A 15219-nucleotide genomic window follows, 5' to 3' on the forward strand; every position below is an offset into this window, starting at 1 on the left:
CCAAAAAAGAACAAGCTATCCTCCCCCCATGCCCTCCCCCATCCGCCGCATCGCCCACCTGGACATGGACGCTTTTTACGCGTCGGTGGAGCTGCTGCGTTACCCACAGCTCAAGGGGCTGCCGGTGGTGATTGGCGGGGGACGCCGTGCGCTGGACGATGCGCTGCGCGACGAGTACGCGGAACTGCCGCTGCACGAGATTCCGGTGTCGGCGTTCCCGCTGCTGAAAGACTACACCGGGCGTGGCGTGATCACCACCGCGACCTATGCTGCGCGGCAGTTTGGCGTGGGCTCGGCCATGGGCATGATGAAGGCGGCCAAGCTGTGCCCGCAGGCGATATTGCTGCCGGTGGACTTTGCGCAGTACCGCCACTACTCGCAGCGCTTCAAAACCATCATCACCGAGATTGCGCCGCTGATGGAGAACCGCGGTGTGGACGAGGTCTACATCGACTTCACCGATGTGCCCGGCGGCCAGCGCGAGGGCGGCCGCGTATTGGCGCGGCTAATACAGAAAGCGATTTTTGACGACACGGGCCTGACCTGTTCGGTGGGCGTGGCGCCCAACAAACTGCTGGCCAAGATGGCCAGCGAGTTCAACAAGCCCAACGGCATCGCCATCGTTTACGAGAGCGATCTGGAGACCATGATCTGGCCCCTGGCCTGCCGCAAAATCAACGGCATAGGCCCCAAGGCCGACGCCAAGCTCAAAGGCCACGGTATAGAAACCATTGGCCAGCTGGCGGCCAAAGAGCTGCAATGGTTGATGGACACCTTTGGTCCACGCACCGGTGCCTGGATGTTTGATGTGTCCCACGGCCGCGACGACCGGCCCATCGTGCTGGAGAGTGAGCCGGTTTCCATCAGCCGCGAAACCTCGTTCGAGCGCGACCTGCATGCCGTGCGCGACAAGGCCGAGCTGGGCGCCATCTTCACGCGTCTGTGCGAACAACTGGCCGACGACCTGCAGCGCAAGGGGTATGTGGGAAAGACCATTGGCATCAAGATCAAGTACGAGGACTTCACCGCGGTCACGCGTGACATCACGATAGAGCGCCACATAGACGACGCCAAAGAACTACGGCGTGTGGCGGGCCTGTGCCTGAAACGCGCACCGCTGCAGAAGAAGCTGCGCCTGCTGGGGGTGCGTATGGGGGCGCTGCTGAGTGCTGAAGAGGCTCTGAATTACAAGCAGAATAGGCCTCCAGCCCCCATGAATAGTGCGCAAGCAGCTATCGAATTGGAAGCATCTGGAGAGCGGACGGGCTGGCTTTTTTGAGGCCTTTCGTTCGTCTGTTTGTCTGAGCCCGCAGAAGGAAGGGGCAGACGCTCCGCTACGTGTCCCCCGGCCTTCGGCCTCCTCCTTTACCTCCGCGGAACGCCCGCCCCGCCCTTCTGCTGCGAATGACTTGGTTTGCACTCGGCCTTTCAAACCACGCCACTTGAGGAGCGGGGTGGCTGGGTGTTTTGCGCAGGTAAAGGAGGAGCCCGCATCGCGGGCGGGGGACACGGAGCAAAACGGCCAGCCACCCTGATCCGACGCGACAGCCCGCCATACGAACATGCACTAAAGTAGCCGCAAATTTCAAAACGGAGACGACATGACCGCCCTCACCTGCTTTTCCCTGAGCACCGACAACCACATCGCCCACCTGGTACTGAACCAGCCCGAGGCCATGAACACCATGCACCCGACCTTCTGGCGCGAGCTGGATGCGGTGCTCACGCAAATCCACAAGGAAGGCACCGCGCGCGCGCTGGTCATCAGCAGCACCGGCAAACACTTCAGCGCCGGCATGGCGCTGGAAACCTTTGCCGGCGCCATCACCATGGACGACCAGAGCCCCGAAGGCCGTGCGGCAATTTTTGATCTGCTGACCGACATGCAAGGCACCTTCACCAAACTGGAGACCCTGCGCATTCCGGTGATCGCGGCCATCCAGGGCGGTTGTATTGGGGGTGCTGTGGATATGGTCACCGCGTGCTGCATCCGTTACGCCACGGCCAACGCGTTTTTCTGCATTCAGGAAATCAACATCGGCATGGTGGCCGACGTGGGCACGCTGCAGCGCCTGCCCAAGCTGATTCCGCTGGCCGTGGTCAAGGAGATGGCCTACACCGGACGCCGCCTGCCAGCCGACAAGGCACTGCAATACGGTCTGGTCAACGCCGTGTACGACACGCCCGAAGCCACGCTGGAAGCCGCTATGGCCTGCGCTGCCGAGATTGCCAGCAAACCACCCGTCGCCATCTGGGGCACCAAACAGGCCGTGCACTACGCACGCGACCACTCGGTGGAAGACTCGCTCAAACAAATGGGCTGGCTGCAGGGTGCGATCTGGAGCAACCGCCACGTAATGGCGTCGGTCATGGCCATGAAGGCCAAGAAGCCGGGCGACTTTCCGGCACTGCCTGCTCTCACCAATTTCAAGGAAATCGGGGCCTAGCCCTTATGGATAGTGCGCAAGCAGCTATTGATTCAATAGCGTTTGCGCTGACTCAGGCCGCCTTCTCCTGCACCGCGCCGAGGTAGATGCGGGCGCTGTTGCGCCCGTCCGCCTTGGCCTGGTACATGGCCTGGTCAGCCCGCTTGAGCAGCTCTGAGGCTGCCACATCTTCCCCGCAGAACAGCGTGATGCCAATGCTGGTGGTCAGTGTGTATTGCACGGTGCCCAGATCCAGCGGCTCACGCAGGGAGGCCAGCACCTTGTCAGCCAGGGCGCGCACCAGAACGGTGGCGTCCTCCATGTTTTCGCCCAGCTTGTGGACCACCAGCACAAACTCGTCACCGCCCAGCCGGGCCACCGTGTCGCTCTGGCGCACACACAGTTGCAATCGCTCCGCCACCTGCTGGAGGAGCTGGTCGCCCTGGTCATGGCCCAGGGTGTCGTTGACCCATTTGAAACGGTCCAGATCCAGAAACATCAGCGCAGCAGGCTGACGGCTGCGCGCGCTGGCGTGTTGGGCCTGGGCCAGGCGGTCCATCAGCAAGCGCCGGTTGGGCAAGTGGGTCAGCGGGTCATGGAAGGCGTACTCGGCGATCTGCGCCTCCGCGGCCTTGCGCTCGGTGATGTCCAGATACGTGCCCATGAGCCGCTGGGGCCGGCCATCGGCATCGCGGTGGGTGACCTTGCCACGGCTGTGAATCCAGACCCAGTGCCCATCCCTGTGCTGCATGCGGTATTCCAGCACCAGGGAAAAAGACCGCCCTTCTTCATGGGCCTGTCGCAAGGCTTCGACTTGCTGCAAATCGTCCGGGTGCATATTGCCGGTCCACACCGACAAGGCGTCTACCGGGTCATCCGGGCTGCGGCCCAGCATTTCCTGGGCCCGCGCGTTGACATTGCGCACGCCGGTGGACAGGTCCACGTCCCACAGGCCCAGATCGGCGCCATTCAAGGCAAGGTCCAGGCGCTGCGCCTGCTCCTGGGTTTCCTGCGCACGCGCTTGGGTCAAGGCCAGCAACGCTTGCTGTTTGCGTTGCAGCGCCCACGCACTGAGCAGCGCCAGGGCGCACAACAGGCCGTATGCAACGACAAATACCTGGGCCAGTTGCCACCAGGGCGCCAGCACGGCCGTGAGCTCCCGGCTGACCGCCAGCACCATGGGCTGGTCCATCTGCAGGGCAGCAGGCTGCACCGTGCGGTAGGCCACCAGCCGCTCATCACTGGTCGTCGTGAATACGCCCTGGATCAGGCTTTCTGTCTTGCCAGACGCCATGTGCCGACCAAACACCGTGCCCGGTGTAGCCAGGTTGACACCTTCAATGTTGGGGTTGCCGGGCAGCGTCATGAAGGCCTTGCCCTTGCCATGGACCAGGGTGGCGCGCATGTCGCTGGCGTACAGGACGGAACGCAGCAGCACGTCGAAATAGGTCGGGTCCAGCGTGGCGGTGACCACACCGGCAAACTGGCCCTTGCTGTCGAGCCAGATGCGGACCACGTTGAGGGAATACACGCCCAACGGCGTCTTGAAGGGCTCAGACACATAGAGCGTGTCTGCTTGGCTGCTGGCCTTGGTTACCTGGAAATACGGGCGTTCGCTGACGTTGAGGCCCAGTGCTTCACGCCGGTTAGAGGCCAGGATGGTGCCCTCGGCATCGGTCAGCAGCATGGTGCGTACACCGGGCATGGCGTCCGTGAGGGCGCGCAGGCGCTCGGAGCCCTGCTGCGTGAGTTGCGCGGGGCTGCGTGCAGCCAGGCCCTCCTGGCGCATGCTGAGCAGTGCGGCATTCACACCCGCCAGTTGCTGGGTCAGATTGGCGTCAATCACGCGCACCTGGTGCAGCAGGCGGTCGCCTTCGCGCGCCAGTGTGCGTGTACGTTCCTGAAAAAGCAGATAGCCCATCACGACGCCCAGCATCACCAGGGCGGCCGCTACGAGAAGCCAGAAGTTGCGTTGCAGGGCGGCGAGCGTTGAAGTCTGTTGCGGCATGGCAAAAACGTAAAGGTGAAAACGGGCGCAACGTCCTTGCGGGCCCATCTTCTGTGGGTGAACTCGCCTGCACTTTAACGGATGTTGATCCATATCAAACTGCCGTTGATGCATGCGGCGGAAAATTGGGCGCGTCGGCAATTGCAAATTGCCGACGGCACACCGCTTGGGTAACGCCAGTCCAGACACAAGGAAGACCCACATGCGCACCAATTTGCCTGTTACACAGAACGAACACGACTACCCGGCTGACCAGATGCTGGTGTCCACCACCGACACCAAAGGCGTCATCACCCACTGCAACCGCGCCTTTGTTCAGGTCAGCGGATTCACCTACGAAGAGCTGGTCGGCCAGCCCCACAACCTGATCCGCCATCCGGACATGCCGCCCGCCGCCTACAAAGACATGTGGTCCACCATTGGCCGTGGCCATCCCTGGAGCGGCATTGTGAAAAACCGCAGCAAGAGCGGAGACCACTACTGGGTGCAGGCCAATGTCACGCCCATCCTGCAAAACGGCAAACCGCGCGGCTACATGTCGGTGCGCACCAAGCCAACCCGCCAGCAGATCGAAGCGGCAGAAGCGCTGTATGCGCGCATGAATGCCGTCAAATACCCGCAGACCCTGCCCTTCTATCTGCAGGGCGGCGAAGTGCGCTACCGGGGCCTGCGCGGGCTGCCCGGCGCGCTGGACCGCATGCCCTTGACGCGCCGCCTGGGCCTGGCCCTGGTGTTGCTTGCCGTAGGCACCATGCTGCCGCAGTGGCTGCCGCTGGACAGTACAGCCCGCCTGGCGCTGCAAGCCGCAGTGCTTGTGGTGGGCGTGGTCGGCATCACGGCATGGTTCGACAAGCGTTTTTCCGCCGCCATCGAAGTAGCAGAGCGTTTTGCAGACGACCTGGCGGGCTGTAACCTGACCACACCGGTGAAAGGCCATTTTCCGCCGCCCATGGGCGTGCTGATGCGCAGCCTGCAACAGATCCAGGTCAATCTGCAGGCCGTAGTGGGTGATGTGCGGCTGGAGATTGACGGGTTCACCCAGTCGGCCGCGGAAATTGCCGCGGGCGGCATCGACCTGTCGGCCCGCACCGAATCGCAGGCCAGCAGCCTGGAAGAAACCGCCGCCTCCATGGAACAGCTTTCGGGTACGGTCAAACACACGGCCGACACGGCGGTGCAGGTCTCGGCGCAAAGCGCGCAGTGCACCACCATCGCCACACAGGGCGGCGCCGCCGTGCACAAGGTGGGCGAGGCCATGCAGGCCATCGACGCCTCGTCCAGCAAGGTGCGCGAGATCATTGGGGTGATTGAAGGCATTGCTTTCCAGACCAACATCCTGGCGCTCAATGCGGCCGTGGAAGCGGCGCGTGCAGGTGAACAAGGCCGTGGTTTTGCCGTGGTGGCCAGCGAGGTGCGCTCATTGGCCCAGCGCAGCGCTGTGGCGGCCAAGGAAATCCGTGAGTTGATTGCGCGCTCTGTGGAGCAGATTCAGGAAGGCACCGCGCAGATGAGCCACGCGGGCCAGACCATTGATGCCGTGGTGGCTTCCGTCAAGGAAGTGGGCGCCCTGATCCAGGCCATCAGCAACGCCACCAAGGAGCAGGCCACCGGCATTGCGCAGGTGAACGAAGCCGTGAACCAGTTGGACACCGTGACCCAGCAGAACGCCGCGCTGGTGGAGGAGTCCGCCGCCTCGGCCGAGGGGCTCAACACCAGTGCCGTGATGCTGGGCCGGGCCGCCCAGGTTTTCCACCTGCCAGGAAGGAAATAGGCCTCCAGCCCCCATGCAGTCTGCGCAAGCAGCTCTGCTTTTAATAGCAGATGAAATGGCAGCTTATTGGCGCGCAGTACGCGTATTGCCTGGCAGCGCCTGCGGGTGGCTGGTGCGAAACGGGTTGATGTCCAGCCCGCCACGGCGCGTGTAACGTGCGTAAACGGTGAGCTTGGTGGGTTTGCAGCGTGTCCAGATATCCATGAAGATGCGCTCCACGCATTGCTCATGGAACTCGTTGTGGTTACGGAAACTCACCAGGTACTGCAACAGCCCTTCCTGGTGGATCGGCGCACCGGTGTAACTGATCTGCACGCTACCCCAGTCGGGCTGGCCGGTCACCAGGCAGTTGCTCTTGAGCAGGTTGCTGACCAGCACTTCGCTCACCGGTGCGTCGGCTTGCCCCACGGTCAGCAACTCGGGCGCGGGCTGGTACTGCGTGCATTCCACATCCAGCCGGTCGAGGTTCATGCCATCGAGCTCAAACACCGGTTCACGGTCAAAAAGCTCGGGGGCAATCAGCGTCACACCGACGGATGACTGCATGGGACCACCGTGCCACACGGCTTCGGAAATGTCCGCGCGCAGGCGCGCCTGCACCTCGGCGAAGTCGGCGAAACGCGTGTTGTTGAAGCTGTTGAGGTACAGCTTGAACGACTTGCTCTCCACGATGTGGGTCGTCTCACACGGCACGGTGAAATGCGCCAGCGCCACCTGCGGCTTGCCACGGGTGTTGAGCCAGCTCAGTTCAAACGCGGTCCACATGTCGGCACCAAAAAACGGCGCCGCACCGGTGACACCGATCTCGGCGCGTTTGCCCGCGCGCGGGATGGGAAACAGCAGCGATGCGTCGTACTGGTCGATGTAGGCGGAGGCTTTGCCGAGCTGGGATTGTTCGGGGGTGTTCATGGTGTCACTCGCAAGAAATTTAACGGCTGGCAGCCGCCTGGAAATGCGGCAGCAGGGCCTGGAGGATCTGGCGCACCGGCTCAGGCGGCAGGTCGTGACCCATGCCGTCAATGCCAATGAGTTTGGCGCCGGGGATACGTTTGGCCGTGTCTTCGCCACAGGGGTAGGGCACCAGCGGGTCGGCCTTGCCGTGTATCACCAGCGTGGGGCTGGTGATGCGCGCAAGCTGCGCCGCGCGCGTGATGTCGGCCACGATGGCCAGCATCTGGCGCAGCGTGCCCACGGGGTGGAAGCTGCGCTCCAATGAAGCGGCCACCCGGGTGCGCATCTCGGCCTCGGGCGTGGGATAGGCCGAGCTGCCAATCGCCTTGAACAGGCCCACGCTGTGCTTGAGCACCGCCTCGCGGCTGCTGTCGCTGGGGCGGCTCAGCAATGCGCGCATGATTTCGGGTTTGGCCTGCGGCAGGCCGCGCGCACCGCTGGTGCTCATGATGCTGGTGAGGCTCAGCGTGCGCGAAGGCGCGGCAATCGCCACGCGCTGGGCGATCATGCCGCCCATGCTGACACCCACCACGTGTGCCTTGGCTATCTTCAGCGCATCCAGCACGCCCAGCGTGTCGGCGCACATGTCGCTCAGCGTGTAAGGCGCTTGCGGCACCAGACCCAAGCGGAACTTGATCATGGACCACAACATCTTGGGTCGGCCCAGAAAGTCGAAGTGGGTGGAGAGGCCCACATCGCGGTTGTCAAAACGCACCACACGGTAGCCCGCGTCTTCCAGCGCCTTGACCATCTGCGGCGGCCAGGCCACGAGTTGCATGCCCAGGCCCATGATGAGCAGCACCACGGGTTTGCTGGCGAAAGACGCGTCGGTCTGGGCGCTGTCTTCGACTTCGATCTCTATGCCATTTGCTCTGATTTTCATAGCTTGTTACGCAGTGTGGGTAAGGGCCAGAGGCCTATTTTTCTTAAAATTACGCCGCAGCCAACTTGCGGCGAAACACCAGACGCTCGGGCGTCGACTCTGCGGCATTCCAGGCGTAGCCGTCCACATCGAACGCGCGCAGTTGCTCGGGGCTCACCAGGCGGTGGGTCACGGCGTAACGTGCCATCAGCCCGCGCGCACGCTTGGCCATGAAGCTGATGATTTTGTACTGGCCATTTTTGTATTCCTGGAACACACATTCCACCACGCGCGCCTTGAGTGCCTTGGTGTTCACGGCCTTGAAATACTCCTGCGAGGCACAGTTCACCAGCACCGGGCTGATGTCAGCCTTCAGGCGCTGGTTCAGGTAGTCGGTTATCTGCGTGCCCCAGTACTGGTACAAATCCTTGCCTTTGTCAGTGGCCAGGCGTGTGCCCATCTCCAGCCGGTAGGGCTGCATCAGGTCCAGCGGGCGCAACACGCCGTACAGGCCGCTCAGGATGCACACATGGTCTTGCGCCCAGGCCAGGTCGCCGGCACCGAGCTTGCGTGCGTCCAGCCCGCCATACACGTCGCCATCAAAAGCCAGCACGGCCTGGCGTGCGTTCTTGACCGTGGCGCGGCTGGACCAGGCCTGGTACCGCGCCACATTGAGGGCAGACAGGTTGTCGCTGAGCGACATCAACTCCGCAATGTCTTGCGGCGAGTGGGTGCGCAGCACGTCGATCAATGCCTTGGATTGCTTGACGAACAGCGGCGCGGTGTGGGCCTGGTTGTCCAGCGGGGTGTCGTAGTCGAGGGATTTGGCAGGAGACAGAACAAAAAGCATGGTGCATTATCTGGGAAGCGACTCTCACCCTTTCCCAGCCACGACCATGTCCCCACAGCCCGACCCCAGTCCTTCCGCCACCCCCGGTACCGTACACCTGCGCTTTACCCAAACCCCATCCAACGCGCGGGCCATGTTGGCCTCGCTGTTCGCCGGGCGGCCCACCCAGGCCCCCGCCGAGGCGCTGGACATCAAGTTCCACGCCATCTGGAAAGGTGCACAGGCGCAAGCCTCGGCGCTGGCCCGCTACCAGCAGGTGTGCGAGCTGCCTGCCAACGGCACCCTGCCCTTGCTGTACGTGCACGCCATGGCCATGCCGCTGCACATGGCCATCCTCTCGCACGTGCGTTTTCCGGTGCGCCTGCTGGGCCTGGTGCACTGGTCCAACAGCATTGAGTCGCTGCGCCCCATTGCTGCAGGTGAACTGCTGGAGATGGAATGCAGCCTGGACGACATCACCGCCACCGACCGCGGCCAGTCCTTTGCGCTGCACACCACGGTGCGTGCCGACGGTGAAGTCGTTTGGCGCGAAGTGAGCACCTTCCTGTCTCCCCTGGCACGGAGCAAAACCGGCAAGAAACCCGCCTCTGCCGAAAACGCCGAACCGGCCTGGGGCGAGCCCATCGCCCAATGGGCCGTGGCCGCCAACGCAGGGCGGCGTTTTGCCGGCCCCTCGGGGGACTGGAACCCCATCCACGTGAGCGCTTTCACGGCGCGCCTGTTCGGTTACCCGCGCGCCATCGCACACGGCATGTTCAGCGCCGCCCGCTGCCTGGCCCTCTTGCAACAGGGGCAAGACCCGCATACCCCGGTGAAACTGGATCTGCGCTTCAAACGCCCGCTGCTGCTGCCCGGCCAGGTGGCGCTGCTGACCGCCCCCGAAGGCAATGGCACGCGTTTTGTGCTGCGTGTGTTGCCCAGCGGAGAGCCGCATATCGAAGGCACGCTAAGTCCATTGAGCCCGCTGTGACCTCTTACCGACACAATCAGCCATGACCGATACCAACCCATCCTCCCTCACCCACTTTGATCCCAAGGGCGACGCCCATATGGTGGACATCGGCGGCAAGCCCCAAACCCACCGCAAGGCGATAGCGGGCGGCCGCATCCAGATGAAGCAAAGCACGCTGGACCTGATCCAGAACGCCCAGGCCGCCAAGGGCGATGTGCTCGGTGTGGCGCGCGTGGCCGGCATCATGGCCGCCAAGCGCACCAGCGACCTGATCCCGCTGTGCCACCCCATCATGCTGTCGCGCGTGGCCGTCGAGTTTGAAATCGTCACCGCCACCGCCACCAGTGGCCCCGCTGTGCAGTGCCTGGCCATTGCCGAAACCACGGGCGGCACCGGCGTGGAAATGGAAGCCCTGACCGCCGTACAGATCACCCTGCTGACCATCTACGACATGTGCAAGGCCGTGGACAAAGGCATGGTGATGACCGATGTGAAGCTGCTAGAGAAACACGGCGGCAAGTCCGGCACGTACCTGGCGGCCCCATGAGCCACGGAGGGGCAGCGTTGCGTTCTGCCCCCTAATTTCACCCAAATGGGGGATGGTCAGACGGCAACCCCAATGGAATAATGGATTGGCCATCCAGAGGCATACCCACCCGTATTCAAGGAATTCCAGACCCCATGAGAGCGACCAACCGACGGGAATTCCTCATTGCCTCCCTGGCAACCGCTACGCTCTCCCCGTCTCTGGCAGCCCCGCCGATCCGCATGGGATATGCAGACATGGTCTGGGCATTCAGCCGGCGCAACCCGGATGGAACCGCCAGCGGACTCTTGGTTGACTCCATCAATGTGCTGGGTGAAAAGTGTGGCTTGGACTTTACGCACTTTGCCTACCCATGGGCACGAACGCAGGAAATGGTGAAGGTGGGCCTGCTCGACGGCTTCTGTACCAGCCGTGTCAAAGAGCGACTGGAGTACGCGGACTTTTGCAGCACACCACTTTCGCAGACAACCTTCGGGGCTTTCCATCGCAAGGAAGACACACGCATCCCTGACATTACGTCGGTCAAAGACATGCGCGCCTTGCGCCAGGGGACCTACCACGCGAACGGATACGCCTTGCAATTTCTGGAAATGGGCCAGATGCACATGGAGAGCAACACCGCTTCGCTACTGCGGTTGATCGCCCTGAACGCGCTGGATATCTTTGTTGCTGCGGAATCGGACGGGACGCGATTGATCGCCGAATTGGGTTTGCAGGACAAAATTGACTTTACGCCTCTGTCTTTCCTCCCCAAGGGCGAATTCTGCTTTGGTCTGCGAAAGACTTTTCCGGACGCCCAAGCCGTTCTGGCGAAGATGGAAGCGGTCACCAGGGTCGCCGTCAAGTCCAGAGAACTTCCATTGCTGCAGTACTCCGCACGCTGACACTTACCTGGCGGCACCCTGCGCTTGAGCGCTGTTTGGCGTTGACCGGTGTCTGCTCTGTGGGCCACCGAACGGACGCCAGACGCGTATCTGCCTAGCATTGGTTTTTCGGGGGACATCCTGAAAGTTCAACTGGAGCAGCTATGCACGAAAGCCACTACGCCATGACCACCCAAAAATGGGGCGGTGCACTCCGGGAAATGACCGGTCGCCTGCAGGAAACCACAGGCCGCTGGGTCGGCAGCAAAGAGCAGCAGATCCGTGGTCTGCAGCGCCAGGTGCTGGGCCGCGCGGACCAGCGCAACGGCGACGCCCGCCTACCGCGGCGCTAGGCCTACCCCACACCACCTCGCCCGTCTAGGGAGCGGGCAGGTCCACCACGGCCGCGGTCGCTTTGCGCACCAACGGCAAGACCAGCAACAAGGTCGGAAAAGCCACCAGCCACGACAGCCCCCAGGAGCCCAGCCACAGCGAGCCGAAACCGGCCACCGGGCCGACACTGCGCAGGGTGCTGACCAGCGAAACAATGCAGGTCATGAAGATGGACAGGAAAAACGGCATGACCACGCCCGCATATTTGGCGGGCAGTTTGGGCAGGCCAAAGACGCTGCGCGGAGGCTGAGGGCTGGGTTTCATATGGGCTTGAGCGTAGCATTTTCAGCACCGGTGCGGTGCCCGGTAAAATTGCCGGTTGCTCTCTAAAGTACCCCATGTCTGATACCGCATCTACCCCTCCTGTCCAGCCCGGCCTGCAATCCCTGTCCAAGTCGTTTGAGCCCGCCGCGCTCGAAGCCCACTGGGGCCCGGAGTGGGAAAAACGCGGTTACGGCATCGCCGGCTACCGCGGCACACAGGCGCCAGAGGCCAATGCACCCGCCTTTGCCATCCAGTTGCCACCACCCAACGTGACCGGCACGCTGCACATGGGCCATGCGTTCAACCAGACCATCATGGACAGCCTGACACGCTACCACCGCATGGCCGGTTTCAACACCGCCTGGGTACCAGGTACCGACCACGCAGGCATTGCCACGCAGATCGTCGTGGAACGCCAGTTGCAGGACCAGAAGGTCAGCCGCCACGACCTGGGCCGCCCCGAGTTCCTGAAGAAGGTCTGGGAGTGGAAAGAGAAATCCGGCAACACCATCACCACACAAATGCGCCGCATGGGCGATAGCGTGGACTGGAGCCGCGAGTACTTCACCATGGACCCCAAACTGTCCAAGACGGTAACCGAGACCTTTGTGCAGCTCTATGAACAGGGCCTGATCTACCGCGGCAAGCGCCTGGTCAACTGGGATCCGGTGCTGATGAGCGCGGTGAGCGACCTGGAAGTGGAAAGCACCGAAGCCGAAGGCAAGATGCACTACATCCTGTACCCGTTCGCCGACGGCCCGCAGCTGATCGACGGTGTGCTGCAAAAGGGCATGACCATTGCCACCACCCGCCCTGAGACCATGATGGCCGACGGCGCGCTGGCCGTGCACCCGGAAGACGAGCGTTACCAGCACCTGGTCGGCAAGATGGTCGACCTGCCCTTGTGCGACCGCCAGATTCCCATCATTGCCGATGACTTTGTGGACCGCGCGTTTGGCTCGGGCTGCGTCAAGATCACCGGCGCACACGATTTCAACGACTACGCCTGTGCGCAACGCCACAGCCTGCCGCTGATCACCATCTTCACGCTGGACGCCAAGGTCAACGAAAACGGCCCCAAACCCTACCAAGGCCTGGACCGTTTTGACGCCCGCAAGGCCGTCATCCGTGACCTGGAGGCGCTGGGCCTGATGCTGGAAATCAAACCGCACAAGCTGATGCTGCCCATCTGCGCACGCACCGGCCAGGTGGTGGAGCCCATGTTGACCGACCAGTGGTTTGTGGCGGTGAACAAGGTGGGTGCAGGCGACGCCACCGGCAAATCGATCGCGCAAAAAGCCATCGACGCCGTGCACTCGGGTGACGTGAAGTTTGTCCCCGAAAACTGGATCAACACCTACAACCAGTGGATGAACAACATCCAGGACTGGTGTATCAGCCGCCAACTCTGGTGGGGCCACCAGATTCCGGCCTGGTACGACGAAGACGGCAACGTGGTTGTGGCCCGCGACGAAGCAGAAGCACAAGCCAAGGCCCCCGGTAAAAAACTGCGCCGCGACGAAGACGTGCTCGACACCTGGTACTCCTCCGCCCTCGTACCTTTCAGCACCATGGGCTGGCCCGAAAAAACGGAGGATTACGACCTGTACCTGCCCAGCAGCGTGCTGGTCACGGGCTACGACATCATCTTCTTCTGGGTCGCCCGCATGATCATGATGACCACGCATTTCACGGGGCGTGTGCCATTCAAGCATGTGTACATCCACGGCCTGGTGAAAGACGCGCAGGGCAAGAAGATGAGCAAGTCCGAGGGCAATGTGCTGGACCCGGTCGATTTGATCGACGGAATCTCACTGGCGCCCCTGCTGGACAAACGCACCACCGGTCTGCGCAAGCCCGAGACCGCACCGCAGGTGCGCAAGAACACCGAGAAGGAATTCCCCGAAGGCATTCCCGCCTACGGTGCGGACGCACTGCGCTTCACTTTCGCCGCACTCGCGTCATTGGGTCGTTCCATCAACTTCGACAGCAAACGCTGCGAGGGTTACCGCAACTTCTGCAACAAACTGTGGAATGCCACCCGTTTTGTGCTGATGAACTGCGAAGGCAATGACTGCGGTTTGCTGGAACACACCAAGGAACAATGCGCGCCTGGCGGCTCTGCCCATGGCTACCTGGAGTTCAGCCAGGCCGACCGCTGGATCGTCTCGCTGCTGCAAAAGACCGAAGCCGAAGTGGCCAAGGGTTTTGGCGAATACCGCTTGGACAACGTGGCCAACACGATTTACGACTTTGTCTGGAACGAGTTCTGCGACTGGTACCTGGAAATTGCCAAGGTGCAGATCCAGACCGGCAACGACGCCCAAAAACGCGCCACACGCCGCACGCTGATTCGTGTGCTGGAAACCATTCTGCGTCTGCTGCACCCCATTGCACCCTTCATCACCGAAGAGCTGTGGCAAAAAGTGGCGCCCGTTGCCGGGCATGCAGGCCCCTCCGTGAGCATTGCACCCTACCCCGTCAGCAAGCCCGAACGCATTGACGAAGCCGCGATTGCGCATGTCGTCAAGCTCAAGGCTTTGGTGGACGCCTGCCGCAACCTGCGTGGCGAGATGAGCGTTTCACCGGCCACACGCTTGCCACTGTTTGTGGTGGCACAAAGCGCGGCCGAAGGTGCATTCCTGCAATCCTCCGCAGCTGTTCTGCAGTCACTGGCCAAGCTCAGCGAAGTGAAAATCTTTGCCGATGAAGCCACCTGGCAAACCGCCGCACAAGCCGCACCCGTGGCCGTGGTGGGCGAGGCCCGCATCTGCCTGCACATGGAAGTGGACGTGGCCGCCGAGAAGCTGCGTCTGGGCAAAGAGGTGGCGCGTCTGGAAGAACAAATCGCCAAGGCGCAGGTCAAACTGTCAAACGAAGCGTTTGTGGCGAAGGCACCGGCTGCGGTGCTGGAGCAGGAACGTAAGCGGGTTGCCGACTTTGCGGATACCTTGGTGAAGGTCAAGGATCAGTTGGCGCGATTGGGCTGATTTCTTCTTTGTTTTAGTTTTTCTCCCTGCGGGGCACCTCGCCTTCCCCCCTATCCCCCCGCCCTTTCACCCCCGCCGGGGTGAAAGGGAGCCTTAACAGCCGATCTGGTTACTTCGCGCCGGACAGGGGCTACTGGGATAGGTTGCAACCGTTTCTTTGCGCCACGGCCAGTGGAGGCTGTTGGAGTGGTCGGGGAGAAGGTAGTGCGGCACCGCTCGCGGCTGCGCCTGCCAGGGGCGAGTCAGAGCTTGGTTGCTTCACTACATACCTCCCCCCCCGTTCAGGCTGAGCTTGTCGAAGCCCTGCCCCATGCCTCGTCACTGGCAGGCGCAGCCGCCAGC

General features: G+C 62.4%; 13 protein-coding genes. 8 read left to right on the top strand and 5 right to left on the bottom strand.

All coding sequences use genetic code 11. From position 1 onward, the window contains the following. Positions 1 to 28: 28 nt before the first annotated feature. Together RS694_RS14940 and RS694_RS14945 are read left to right on the top strand one after the other, a co-directional pair. Positions 29 to 1279, top strand: coding sequence for a DNA polymerase Y family protein (locus tag RS694_RS14940; protein WP_076069771.1), 1251 nt, complete (start codon positions 29 to 31; stop codon positions 1277 to 1279). A 322-nt stretch (positions 1280 to 1601) separates the two neighbouring features. Then, complete coding sequence (locus RS694_RS14945; RefSeq protein WP_029709616.1) at positions 1602 to 2447, top strand: enoyl-CoA hydratase-related protein; 846 nt, start codon at positions 1602 to 1604, stop codon at positions 2445 to 2447. 52 nt (positions 2448 to 2499) lie between these two features. Here RS694_RS14945 and RS694_RS14950 read toward each other — a convergent pair whose 3' ends face one another. Further along, on the bottom strand, positions 2500 to 4434 hold the full coding sequence (locus tag RS694_RS14950) for a bifunctional diguanylate cyclase/phosphodiesterase (RefSeq protein WP_051392151.1): 1935 nt from the start codon (positions 4432 to 4434) through the stop codon (positions 2500 to 2502). Between the two features lie 202 nt (positions 4435 to 4636). On the opposite strand from RS694_RS14950, the gene RS694_RS14955 reads away from it, so the two are divergent. Continuing rightward, positions 4637 to 6205, top strand: coding sequence for a methyl-accepting chemotaxis protein (locus RS694_RS14955; RefSeq protein ID WP_029709618.1), 1569 nt, complete (start codon positions 4637 to 4639; stop codon positions 6203 to 6205). A gap of 63 nt (positions 6206 to 6268) precedes the next feature. Here RS694_RS14955 and queF read toward each other — a convergent pair whose 3' ends face one another. From queF to yaaA, 3 genes are read right to left on the bottom strand one after another with little or no spacing between them, the layout of a single operon-like run. Then, complete coding sequence (gene queF, locus RS694_RS14960) at positions 6269 to 7114, bottom strand: NADPH-dependent 7-cyano-7-deazaguanine reductase QueF (protein WP_029709619.1); 846 nt, start codon at positions 7112 to 7114, stop codon at positions 6269 to 6271. 19 nt (positions 7115 to 7133) lie between these two features. After that, entirely contained in the window at positions 7134 to 8039 is a 906-nt protein-coding gene (locus RS694_RS14965) for an alpha/beta fold hydrolase (protein WP_029709620.1), read from the bottom strand. Positions 8040 to 8088: 49 nt separating this feature from the next. Continuing rightward, positions 8089 to 8868: a peroxide stress protein YaaA gene (gene yaaA, locus RS694_RS14970; RefSeq protein ID WP_029709621.1), complete on the bottom strand. Its 780-nt coding sequence runs from the start codon at positions 8866 to 8868 to the stop codon at positions 8089 to 8091. A gap of 46 nt (positions 8869 to 8914) precedes the next feature. On the opposite strand from yaaA, the gene RS694_RS14975 reads away from it, so the two are divergent. The 4 genes from RS694_RS14975 to RS694_RS14990 all read left to right on the top strand — a co-directional run bounded on the left by RS694_RS14975 (position 8915) and on the right by RS694_RS14990 (position 11583). Continuing rightward, positions 8915 to 9838, top strand: a complete 924-nt coding sequence (locus RS694_RS14975) for a MaoC/PaaZ C-terminal domain-containing protein (protein ID WP_161631578.1) — start codon at positions 8915 to 8917, stop codon at positions 9836 to 9838. Between the two features lie 22 nt (positions 9839 to 9860). Beyond that, on the top strand, positions 9861 to 10367 hold the full coding sequence (gene moaC / locus RS694_RS14980; protein ID WP_029709623.1) for a cyclic pyranopterin monophosphate synthase MoaC: 507 nt from the start codon (positions 9861 to 9863) through the stop codon (positions 10365 to 10367). Between the two features lie 80 nt (positions 10368 to 10447). Next, entirely contained in the window at positions 10448 to 11251 is an 804-nt protein-coding gene (locus RS694_RS14985) for a substrate-binding periplasmic protein (RefSeq protein ID WP_081708729.1), read from the top strand. 143 nt (positions 11252 to 11394) lie between these two features. Next, entirely contained in the window at positions 11395 to 11583 is a 189-nt protein-coding gene (locus RS694_RS14990; RefSeq protein WP_029709625.1) for a CsbD family protein, read from the top strand. Between the two features lie 25 nt (positions 11584 to 11608). Here the strand turns inward: RS694_RS14990 and RS694_RS14995 are convergent, their stop codons facing one another. After that, positions 11609 to 11887 carry a DUF2798 domain-containing protein gene (locus tag RS694_RS14995; RefSeq protein ID WP_029709626.1) on the bottom strand — a complete coding sequence of 93 codons (279 nt, stop codon included), beginning with the start codon at positions 11885 to 11887 and terminating at the stop codon, positions 11609 to 11611. Positions 11888 to 11961: 74 nt separating this feature from the next. Between RS694_RS14995 and RS694_RS15000 the strand changes: the two genes are divergently transcribed. Next, complete coding sequence (locus RS694_RS15000; protein WP_076069773.1) at positions 11962 to 14877, top strand: valine--tRNA ligase; 2916 nt, start codon at positions 11962 to 11964, stop codon at positions 14875 to 14877. The last annotated feature ends 342 nt before the right edge of the window (positions 14878 to 15219 follow it).

This window comes from Rhodoferax saidenbachensis (genome assembly GCF_001955715.1).
Lineage (GTDB): Bacteria > Pseudomonadota > Gammaproteobacteria > Burkholderiales > Burkholderiaceae_C > Allorhodoferax > Allorhodoferax saidenbachensis.

What these genes read in the sequence shown, in the direction of transcription:
- RS694_RS14940 (WP_076069771.1), top strand. Translation starts at nt 29, where the DNA reads ATGCCCTCCCCCATCCGCCGCATCGCCCACCTGGACATGGACGCTTTT.
- RS694_RS14945 (WP_029709616.1), top strand. Translation starts at nt 1,602, where the DNA reads ATGACCGCCCTCACCTGCTTTTCCCTGAGCACCGACAACCACATCGCC.
- RS694_RS14950 (WP_051392151.1), bottom strand. Translation starts at nt 4,434, where the DNA reads ATGCCGCAACAGACTTCAACGCTCGCCGCCCTGCAACGCAACTTCTGG.
- RS694_RS14955 (WP_029709618.1), top strand. Translation starts at nt 4,637, where the DNA reads ATGCGCACCAATTTGCCTGTTACACAGAACGAACACGACTACCCGGCT.
- queF (WP_029709619.1), bottom strand. Translation starts at nt 7,114, where the DNA reads ATGAACACCCCCGAACAATCCCAGCTCGGCAAAGCCTCCGCCTACATC.
- RS694_RS14965 (WP_029709620.1), bottom strand. Translation starts at nt 8,039, where the DNA reads ATGAAAATCAGAGCAAATGGCATAGAGATCGAAGTCGAAGACAGCGCC.
- yaaA (WP_029709621.1), bottom strand. Translation starts at nt 8,868, where the DNA reads ATGCTTTTTGTTCTGTCTCCTGCCAAATCCCTCGACTACGACACCCCG.
- RS694_RS14975 (WP_161631578.1), top strand. Translation starts at nt 8,915, where the DNA reads ATGTCCCCACAGCCCGACCCCAGTCCTTCCGCCACCCCCGGTACCGTA.
- moaC (WP_029709623.1), top strand. Translation starts at nt 9,861, where the DNA reads ATGACCGATACCAACCCATCCTCCCTCACCCACTTTGATCCCAAGGGC.
- RS694_RS14985 (WP_081708729.1), top strand. Translation starts at nt 10,448, where the DNA reads ATGGATTGGCCATCCAGAGGCATACCCACCCGTATTCAAGGAATTCCA.
- RS694_RS14990 (WP_029709625.1), top strand. Translation starts at nt 11,395, where the DNA reads ATGCACGAAAGCCACTACGCCATGACCACCCAAAAATGGGGCGGTGCA.
- RS694_RS14995 (WP_029709626.1), bottom strand. Translation starts at nt 11,887, where the DNA reads ATGAAACCCAGCCCTCAGCCTCCGCGCAGCGTCTTTGGCCTGCCCAAA.
- RS694_RS15000 (WP_076069773.1), top strand. Translation starts at nt 11,962, where the DNA reads ATGTCTGATACCGCATCTACCCCTCCTGTCCAGCCCGGCCTGCAATCC.